Below are 2,718 nucleotides of genomic sequence, written 5' to 3' on the forward strand. Positions count from 1 at the left end.
CCCCACGTCCGTCGCCACCGGCGGCACCCCGGACACCACCGGCGCCCCGGGCACCACCGCAGCCCCGGGCGCCGCCGTGCCGCAAACGCTGGACTTCACCGCGCGCACCCTCGACGGTGCCACCTTCGCGGGGAGCAGCCTCGCCGGGAAGCCCGCGGTGCTGTGGTTCTGGGCGGCCTGGTGCACCCGGTGCCGCGGGGTCGCCGGCTCCGTGGCCGAGGTGCAGCGGGACAACGCCGCCCGGGTCAACCTGGTCGGCGTGGCCGGGCTGGGCAGCGGCGCCGACGCCATGCGCCGGTTCGCCCGCGACACCGGCGTCGACGGCTTCCCGCACCTCGCCGACGACGACGGGACGGTGTGGCGCCGCTTCGGCGTCACCAGCCAGGAACACTACGTCCTGCTCGACTCCGCCGGGACGGTCGTGCACAACGGCCCGCTGTCCCAGCCCGAACTGCGCCGGCGCGTCGCGGAGCTGGCCTGAGATGCCGGACGCCCCGTACGGCCTCGCGCTCGGCGCCGGCCTGCTCGCCGCGGTCAACCCGTGCGGCTTCGCGCTGCTGCCGGCGTACCTGTCGGTGCTGGTGCTCGGCGACGGGCCGGGCGCGGCCCGGGGGCCGCTGCCGGCGGTGGGCCGGGCGCTCGCCCTGACCGGCGCGATGACGGTCGGCTTCGTCGCGGTGTTCGGCGCGTTCGGGCTGCTCGCCGGGCCGGCCGCGGACGTGGTCGCGAGCCGGCTGCCCTGGGTGTCGGTGGCCATCGGGCTGGCGCTGGTGGCGGCCGGCGGCTGGCTGCTCGCCGGTCGGCAGTTGCCGACGCTCACCCCGAGGCTGGCCACCGGGCCGGCGGTGCGGCTGCGCTTCGGCTCGATGGCGCTCTTCGGTGCGGCGTACGCGATCGCCTCGCTCGGCTGCACCATCGGCCCGTTCCTGGCCGTGGTGGTGGCCGGGTTCCGCGCCGGCAGCCCGCTCGCCGGGGCCGGCCTCTTCGTGACGTACGCCATCGGGATGGGGCTGGTGGTCGGCGCGGCGGCCCTCGCCGTCGCGCTCGCCCGGGAGTCCCTGGTGCGGCGCACCCGGCGGGCCGCACCGCTGCTCGGGCGGGTCGCCGGCGCGCTGCTCGTGCTCACCGGCGGCTACGTGGCCTGGTACGGCTGGTACGAGATCCGGCTCTTCGGCGGCGGCGCCACCGGCGATCCGGTCATCACGGCGGCCGGGCGAGTGCAGGCCGCGCTCAGCCGGTGGCTCGACGGGCTCGGCCCGTGGGTGGTCGCGGCCGTCGCCGTCGCCCTGCTCGCGGTCGCCGCCGGCCTGACGGCGGTACGCCGCCGGCGCGCCGCCGCCCGCCCGGCCCCGACGGTCGAGCCGGTGGACGCGGCCTAACATCACAGGGTGCCGCAGACCCCCGGGGTGAGTGTCGCCTCCTTCGCCGACCTGGACGCCCGCACCTTTCACAACCTGCTCAAGCTACGGATCGACGTGTTCGTGGTGGAGCAGGCGTGCCCCTACCCGGAGCTCGACGGCCGCGACGTGGAGCCCGGCACCCGCCACCTCTGGCTGGCCGCCACGGACGGGGCGCCCCTGGCGTACCTGCGGATCCTCGCCGACCCGGACGGGGCGGCGCGGATCGGCCGGGTGGTGGTGGCGCCGCCGGCCCGCCGCGGTGGGTACGCCGGCCGGCTGATGGCCGCGGCGCTGGAGGTGGTCGGCGACCGCCCGTGCGTGCTGGAGGCCCAGTCCCACCTGGTCGGCTTCTACGCCCGGCACGGCTTCACGGTCAGCGGCCCGGAGTATGTCGAGGACGGCATCCCGCACACCCCGATGCGCCGCGCCGCCTGAGCGCCCCGTCCTCCGGAGTGGCGTCACCGGTCAACGTATTGACCAATGACGATCGATTGTGACATTCTTCCCAGCGGAGCCGCACAGGAGCCACGCAGCGGGCACGGGAGGGGCAACTCCCGCCGTCCGGGTGTCGTCGCAGTCCGACCTCTTCCCCCCGGGGGCTCCATGTCCACTCATCTCCGATCACCACGCGTCCTGTGGCTGCTCGCCGTCGCGGCGGCCGCCGCGCTGCTGCTGACCACCGCCCTGGCCAACCCCGTGTCGGCGCACGGCTCCGTGGTCGACCCCGCATCCCGCAACTACGGCTGCTGGCAGCGCTGGGGCAGCGACTTCCAGAATCCGCGGATGGCCACCGAGGACCCGATGTGCTGGCAGGCCTGGCAGGCCAACCCGAACGCCATGTGGAACTGGAACGGCCTGTTCCGCGAGGGCGTCGCCGGCAACCACCAGGCCGCCATCCCGGACGGCCAGCTGTGCAGCGCCGGCCGCACCGAGGGCGGGCGCTACAACGCCCTCGACACGGTCGGCGCCTGGAAGACCGCGCCGGTGTCCAGCAACTTCCGGGTCCGCCTGTATGACCAGGCCAGCCACGGCGCCGACTACATCCGGGTGTACGTGACGAAGCAGGGCTTCAACGCGCTCACCGAGCCGCTGGGCTGGGGCGACCTGGAACTGGTCGGCCAGATCGGCAACACCCCGGCGTCGCAGTGGAAGCAGGAGACCAACGGGGTCTCGATCGAGATCCCGGCCAACGCGCCGGGCCGCACCGGCCGGCACGTGGTCTACACCATCTGGCAGGCCAGCCACCTGGACCAGTCGTACTACCTGTGCAGTGACGTCGACTTCGGGGGCGGACCCAGCAGCCCGCCCCCGACGACCC

The 2,718-nt window shown here is 75.2% G+C and carries 4 protein-coding genes; all 4 read left to right on the forward strand.

The annotated features are described in order from the left end of the window. A partial coding sequence (locus C1I99_RS30965) for a redoxin domain-containing protein (protein WP_111137684.1) occupies positions 1–481 on the forward strand: 481 nt, incomplete at its 5' end. A 1-nt stretch (position 482) separates the two neighbouring features. After that, positions 483–1,379 carry a cytochrome c biogenesis CcdA family protein gene (locus C1I99_RS30970; protein ID WP_111137685.1) on the forward strand — a complete coding sequence of 299 codons (897 nt, stop codon included), beginning with the start codon at positions 483–485 and terminating at the stop codon, positions 1,377–1,379. Positions 1,380–1,388: 9 nt separating this feature from the next. Beyond that, positions 1,389–1,835, forward strand: a complete 447-nt coding sequence (locus tag C1I99_RS30975; protein WP_111137686.1) for a GNAT family N-acetyltransferase — start codon at positions 1,389–1,391, stop codon at positions 1,833–1,835. A 168-nt stretch (positions 1,836–2,003) separates the two neighbouring features. After that, on the forward strand, positions 2,004–2,718 hold a 715-nt coding region (locus C1I99_RS30980), incomplete at its 3' end, for a lytic polysaccharide monooxygenase auxiliary activity family 9 protein (protein WP_146604102.1).

This window comes from Micromonospora deserti (genome assembly GCF_003236335.1).
Taxonomy (GTDB): Bacteria; Actinomycetota; Actinomycetes; order Mycobacteriales; family Micromonosporaceae; genus Micromonospora; species Micromonospora deserti.